Raw genomic sequence first — 5635 nt, forward strand, 5'->3', positions numbered from 1 at the left:
AGATCATGAAAGACATCTAGCCAGGATGCTTGGCCGAAATCTATAAGGCGTCAATACGTCCTAAAATGGACGCTTACGCCGCAAATGCCATTTCAGGAATTTAAAAGTCGCCTGCTAGCCCGAAAATTAGAATTGGAGCGCCAGGTCGCGGCCATTGAGCGCGACTTTGCGCAAGGTCGCAGTGCCGACTTTGCCGAACAGGCAACCGAACGTGAGAATGATGAAGTATTAAGCGCCATAGAACAAAAAGATCGGCAAGAACTGGCACAAATCAACAGAGCGCTTGGCCGAATGGAACACGGCACTTACGATAAATGTGCCCAGTGTGACGAGGCCATTAAATTGGCACGTCTTACCACTATCCCCTTTACTGAGCTTTGTATTCGCTGCGCCAAGTAACTACAGGGCCGGCAAAACCGGCCCTGTTTTAACCAGCTCAGGCGGGTTTTATCCGAAACAGCATGGCATACAGTACCGGCACCGCGACCAGGGTTAATACCGAGGCAAAGGCTAGGCCGGCCATTATCGTTACTGCCATACTATTGAAAAACGCATCCCAAATCAGCGGCAACATCCCCAGAATCGTGGTCAAGGCTGCCAGTAATACCGGCCGGATCCGGCTAACGCTAGCCTGGACTATCGCCTGAACCTTATCGCTGTTTTGCTGAATTTGCAGATCAATTTCGTCTACCAGTACGATGGCGTTCTTCATCAGCATGCCTGACAAACTGAGGAAGCCGAGTAAGGCCGTAAAGCCAAAAGGCAATCCGGTGGCCAGTAAACCGGCGGTCACGCCACAGATAGACATCGGCACTATTAACCAAATCACCAGCGGCTGCTTCAGCGCACCAAACAGTAAAATACTGATCACCAGCATCACGATAAAACTTAAGGGTAATTGCGCGGCCAGCGATTGCTGGGCTTCTGCGGAGTTTTCATATTCACCGCCCCAACTCAGTTGATAACCAGCGGGTAATGGCAGCGCCTCAATTTTCGGGCGAACCAATTTTAGGGCCTGATCGGCCGTGTAACCCCAGGCCGGTTCAGCTTCAACGGTAAGGGTTCTTAACCGGTCGCGGCGCTGAATTATCGTTTCTTCAGTTTGGGTTTGCAGCCCATTAATCACCTGCGTAATCGGAATATAGGTATTATCGTTAGCACTCCAAATCATCCGATCCTGCAGCCGGTCAATATCAAACCGCTCGGATGCTGGCGGCCGCACCACGATGGGAATTTGCTTATCATGTTCGCGGTAGACACCACTGCGCAACCCGGTGCTGGCAAACTCCAGTGTTTGCGCCAAATCAGTGCGATTAATGCCGGCAACCCGCGCCCGCTCTTGGTTAAAGTCCGGTACGATCACCAGTTCGCGTTGCCGCCAGTTTTGCCGTAAATCGGTAATAGCCGGCTCCTGACGCATTAACTCGGTAATTTGCTGGCCCAGCTGCCGTAAGATGCGTTCATCCGGGCCAGATACCCTGGCCTGTAGCTTGGCACCACTGCCCGGCCCAAACATCAGTTGCTGGGTGTAGATCTCAGCCTGCGGTAAGCGCGGCGGCAGTTCAGTGCGCAGCCGCTGCATCAGCGGAGGGATCTGGTCTCGGTGTGCGGTACGGATAATCAATTGGCCATAGGCGGCATTCGGCTGCTCCGGTGCGTAAGTCAACATAAAGCGACTGGCACCCGAGCCAACGAAACTACTGACTGATTCGACTTCGGGTTGCGCCATTACAAAGGCTTCAATTTCTGCCAGATCACGCGAGGTAGCGCGAATATCTGAGCCCTGAGGCAAGAAGTAATTCAAGTAGAAAATTGGCGTGTTCGACGCCGGGAAAAATGCCTGCTTTACTTGCCCGAAACCGATAACACTAATTAGCGTTAGCAGCGCCAAACCGCCCAGAGTTAGCGCACGTTGGCGCAAGGCAAAGCGCAATACCCTGACATAACGCTGATAAAAACCGGCAGCATAGGGATCGGCAGCGGCACTATTGGCATCGACTTTAAACAAATAATGCGCCAGCAAAGGGGTGACACTAATCGCCAGCACCCAACTTAACAGCAATGAAATCGCGATGACGGCAAACAGCGAAAACAAGAACTCACCGGTACTATTCGGCGACAGGCCAATACCAGCAAAGGCCATAATGCCAATCACGGTCGCGCCTAACAGCGGGATCTGGGTACGACTGGCCGCTTCATCCGCCGCCTGCCGTGAACTCTGGCCACGCTGCATATTAATCAGCATGGTTTCTGCGACCACGATGGCGTTATCAACCAACATGCCCATGGCAATAATCAGCGCGCCAAGCGAAATCCGCTCCATCTCGATATTGGCCAGTTTCATAAAGAATACGGTACCCAAGACGGTAAGTAACAAAGTACCGCCAACGACTAAACCAACCCGCCACCCCATGGTCAGACACAGCACCGCAATAACAATGACCACGGACAAGATCAGGTTAACAATAAAGTCGTTAATGGCGTTATCCACCACGACATGTTGCTGATAGATCGGATGCAGGGTTACGCCAAGCGGGATACGCTCTGCCAGTTTCGCCAGATGCTGATCAACCGCTTTACCTACATCGACAATATTGGCATCGGTCAGACCGGAAATCGCCAGCGTAAAGGCCGGTTTGCCATTAAAGCGAATGATTTGCGATGGCACTTCAACTTCATCCCGGCGCACTGTTGCAACATCAAAAATGCTTAGTTGCTCGGTTGAGCCCGGTTTTCCAATCCGTAAATTTTCAATTGCCTCAATTGAATCCAGGCCGGGTTTGCTGTTCAGGCGAATCCTTTTGTCACCCACCTGCACCGAGCCGGCTTGTGCTACCGCATTTTCAGTTTGCAGAGTATTGACCACTAACTGCAAAGGCAGACCGATCCCGAGCAAACGCTCATGCGAAATTTCTACGCTGATTTGCTCTTCCGGTTCGCCGGCGGTCTGGACTTTTGCCACCCCAGGCACCGTCAGCATCTCACGGCGTAAAAAAGTAGCCAGCTCGCGTACTTCGCGATCGGAAAAACCGTCAGTTGTCACGGCATAAAAAATACCAAATACATCACCGAAATCATCATTGACGATCGGCTTCATTACGCCGGTGGGCAGGCGAATACTGGCATCATTAACCTTACGCCTGAGCTCATCCCAAATCTGTGGCATCTGACTGCCGTCATACTTATCCTGAATTTGCACCCGGATTTCCGATTTACCCGGCATCGACTTGGAGGTAATACGCTTTAATTGTGATAATTGCTGAATAGCGGATTCCAGCAATTCCGTCACTTCCTCTTCCACTTCCAATGCCGTTGCGCCCGGATAATAGGTGACAATAATCGCCTCTTTCAGGGTAAAGGCCGGATCTTCTAAGCGGCCAATACTGACCAATGCCCAAAGTCCGCCCAAAAAGCACAGCATAATAAACAGCCAGGTATTAACCTGCTTTTCAATTGCATAACTGGCAATCCGCATCAGAAGGCTCCTTAGTAGGCCACAAAGGGCTGCACCTGCTGCCCGGGCTGTAACTGATAAATCCCGGCCGAAACCACCTGCTCGCCCCGGTTCAGGCCACTGAGCACTTCAATCTGTTGCTCACGCACCGTGCCAACCTGTACGGCAATGCGCTGCACAGTTTGGGTTTCGGGCTGATAGCGCCAGACATAAAATTGTTCCGGTGTGGCGGTATCCAGCGCGGATACCGGAATCAACACGGCGCTGTCGGTTGCTACCCGCTCAGTCACCACATTAACCGTCATACCTGGTAATAAATTAACTTCCGGTAAACGCGGCATCGCAAAAGACACCTGATAGGTTTGGGTTAACGGGTCGACTTCGGTAGCATGTTCCCGGTATGCCAGAGGATAGCGTTCGCTGGCAGCTTCTGATAACCGCACTGAAACCAGATAGTCACTGGTATCCCTGACCTGGCGCATAATCTGTTCCGGCACGTTAATATGTACACGCAATTCGGAAATATTTTGCACTCGTAACAATGGCGTACCGGCAGCAACAGTGGCAAAACGTTCTACCAGCCTGCGGGTAACCAGCGCATCAAAGGGCGCTTTAAGTTGGGTGTAGTCCAGATTACGGCGGGCATTTTCCAGCGCCACCCGGGCAATTTCAAAATTGGTTTGCAGCTGATCAAAGGCAGACGGGGTTAAAATTCCCTGTTCACGCAACGGCTTGCCACGTTCCAGATCTCGACTGGCCTGCGCCAACTGCACTTCAGCCTGCTCGACGGCCAATTGATAGTCTGCCGGGTCCAATGCGGCCAGTAATTCTCCGGCAGGAACGACTTGTCCTTGCTGCACCGATAATTCGGTTACCCGGCCACCGACCTGAAACGCCAGATCCACTGTACTGACCGCATCTATACGGCCGACAAAATGCCGGCTATTGGCTTGCTCTTCGCCATTAATGGTATAGAGCTTTACTGTCGGTACTATCACAGTGGCAGGTGGTGTCGCGTCTGAGCAGGCGCTTAAACCAATAACGATACTCACAACCCACCAGGGTGATTTAAATGCCATCTTCATACTTGTAGCTCCCGTGCCTGTTGCACTAATTGTTGTTCCAGCGCGCTGCGCTCTGCTGCGGTAAAAGGGGATAAATTCAATAAATCGTGATAAATCAGGGCTTCACTGGCCAGTAACAGCAAGGTTGCCTGCAATGCATTGCCATGTTCAGCCTGAATTTGCTGCAGCACATCCTTATTGTGTTGCTTCACCGGCTGTAACAAAGCTGGCTGCTCTGCGGCCGCGGCCAGAATCGCCATTGCGGTATTGCCGGCAATCTGCCGGGTAAAGTGAGCGCGGGTTTGTAATACCGCCGTCAAGGTCGAACTTTCCGTGCGCTCTTGTTGCGTCCGCTGGCACTCTGCCTCATCTAACAAATGCTGCACCATGGCGCTGATTAACGCTTCTTTACTGGGGAAGTGATAAATCAAACCACCTTTACTGACACCAGCGACTTTGGCAACCGCATCCAGCGTCACTTTACCGGCGCCTTTTTCAGCGGCAACACTGAGTGCGGCCTGAATGATTTGACTGTTAGTCAGTTGAGATTTTTTATTCAAGGATAAGCTCCCGTGCCGAGGCCGGATCGAAGCCGCCGTAGCCACAAAAATACCGACCGGTTGGTGCAGTAAATTATTATAGGCGAATCCAGGTAAACCGCAACTGAAGCATTAAAAAATGACTATATTATGGTGAACTTGACTAACACCCGGTGTTGTCGATAGAAATATATTGATATGTAACAATAACTTATTTTTGGCACGGTATTAGCAATAGCATCGCAACTCTTTGCAATGCGACTTTCGCGGTATAAAAAGGAAAAATTGATGAGCGTATTACGATTTATTTTTAATTTCTTCTGGTTTATTTTGGGCGGCTTTGTGATGGGGCTGGCCTGGTGGCTGATTGGTTTGCTCTGCTTTATCAGTATTATCGGCATCCCCTTTGGCCGCGCCTGCTTTGTGATGGGTGAACTGGCGTTCTGGCCCTTTGGTCAGGATGTGATCAACCGGCGTTATCTGAATAAAGTCGACGACATTGTAAGCGTCCATTTTAGGACGTCCTATTCCTACTAAAGATCGCGCGATAAGCTGTGCACTCATCATAACAGGAGAGT

At 51.1% G+C, this 5635-nt stretch carries 5 protein-coding genes; 2 read left to right on the top strand and 3 right to left on the bottom strand.

The features are described 5' to 3' along the window. Nucleotides 1-84 precede the first annotated feature (84 nt). The gene (locus J3B89_RS20690; protein WP_215399502.1) at nucleotides 85-399 is read left to right on the top strand and encodes a TraR/DksA family transcriptional regulator; all 315 of its coding nucleotides are present in this window, start codon (nucleotides 85-87) and stop codon (nucleotides 397-399) included. 37 nt (nucleotides 400-436) lie between these two features. Here the strand turns inward: J3B89_RS20690 and J3B89_RS20695 are convergent, their stop codons facing one another. Genes J3B89_RS20695 through J3B89_RS20705 form a run of 3 tightly spaced genes read right to left on the bottom strand, consistent with a single transcriptional unit; the run spans nucleotide 437 to nucleotide 5078 of the window. Continuing rightward, a complete protein-coding gene (locus J3B89_RS20695) occupies nucleotides 437-3475 on the bottom strand; it encodes an efflux RND transporter permease subunit (protein WP_215399503.1) in 3039 nt (1012 codons plus the stop codon). Nucleotides 3476-3486: 11 nt separating this feature from the next. Next, nucleotides 3487-4539, bottom strand: coding sequence for an efflux RND transporter periplasmic adaptor subunit (locus tag J3B89_RS20700; RefSeq protein WP_215399504.1), 1053 nt, complete (start codon nucleotides 4537-4539; stop codon nucleotides 3487-3489). Continuing rightward, on the bottom strand, nucleotides 4536-5078 hold the full coding sequence (locus J3B89_RS20705) for a TetR/AcrR family transcriptional regulator (RefSeq protein ID WP_215399505.1): 543 nt from the start codon (nucleotides 5076-5078) through the stop codon (nucleotides 4536-4538). The genes J3B89_RS20700 and J3B89_RS20705 overlap by 4 nt, the downstream gene beginning before the upstream one ends. Before the next feature lie 324 nt (nucleotides 5079-5402). Here J3B89_RS20705 and J3B89_RS20710 point away from each other — a divergent pair, with 324 nt between their 5' ends. Then, nucleotides 5403-5594 carry a YccF domain-containing protein gene (locus J3B89_RS20710; RefSeq protein ID WP_251372611.1) on the top strand — a complete coding sequence of 64 codons (192 nt, stop codon included), beginning with the start codon at nucleotides 5403-5405 and terminating at the stop codon, nucleotides 5592-5594. The last annotated feature ends 41 nt before the right edge of the window (nucleotides 5595-5635 follow it).

The sequence above is a fragment of the Rheinheimera oceanensis genome (assembly GCF_018831085.1).
Lineage (GTDB): Bacteria > Pseudomonadota > Gammaproteobacteria > Enterobacterales > Alteromonadaceae > Alishewanella > Alishewanella oceanensis.

What these genes read in the sequence shown, in the direction of transcription:
- J3B89_RS20690 (WP_215399502.1), top strand. Translation starts at nt 85, where the DNA reads ATGCCATTTCAGGAATTTAAAAGTCGCCTGCTAGCCCGAAAATTAGAA.
- J3B89_RS20695 (WP_215399503.1), bottom strand. Translation starts at nt 3,475, where the DNA reads ATGCGGATTGCCAGTTATGCAATTGAAAAGCAGGTTAATACCTGGCTG.
- J3B89_RS20700 (WP_215399504.1), bottom strand. Translation starts at nt 4,539, where the DNA reads ATGAAGATGGCATTTAAATCACCCTGGTGGGTTGTGAGTATCGTTATT.
- J3B89_RS20710 (WP_251372611.1), top strand. Translation starts at nt 5,403, where the DNA reads ATGGGGCTGGCCTGGTGGCTGATTGGTTTGCTCTGCTTTATCAGTATT.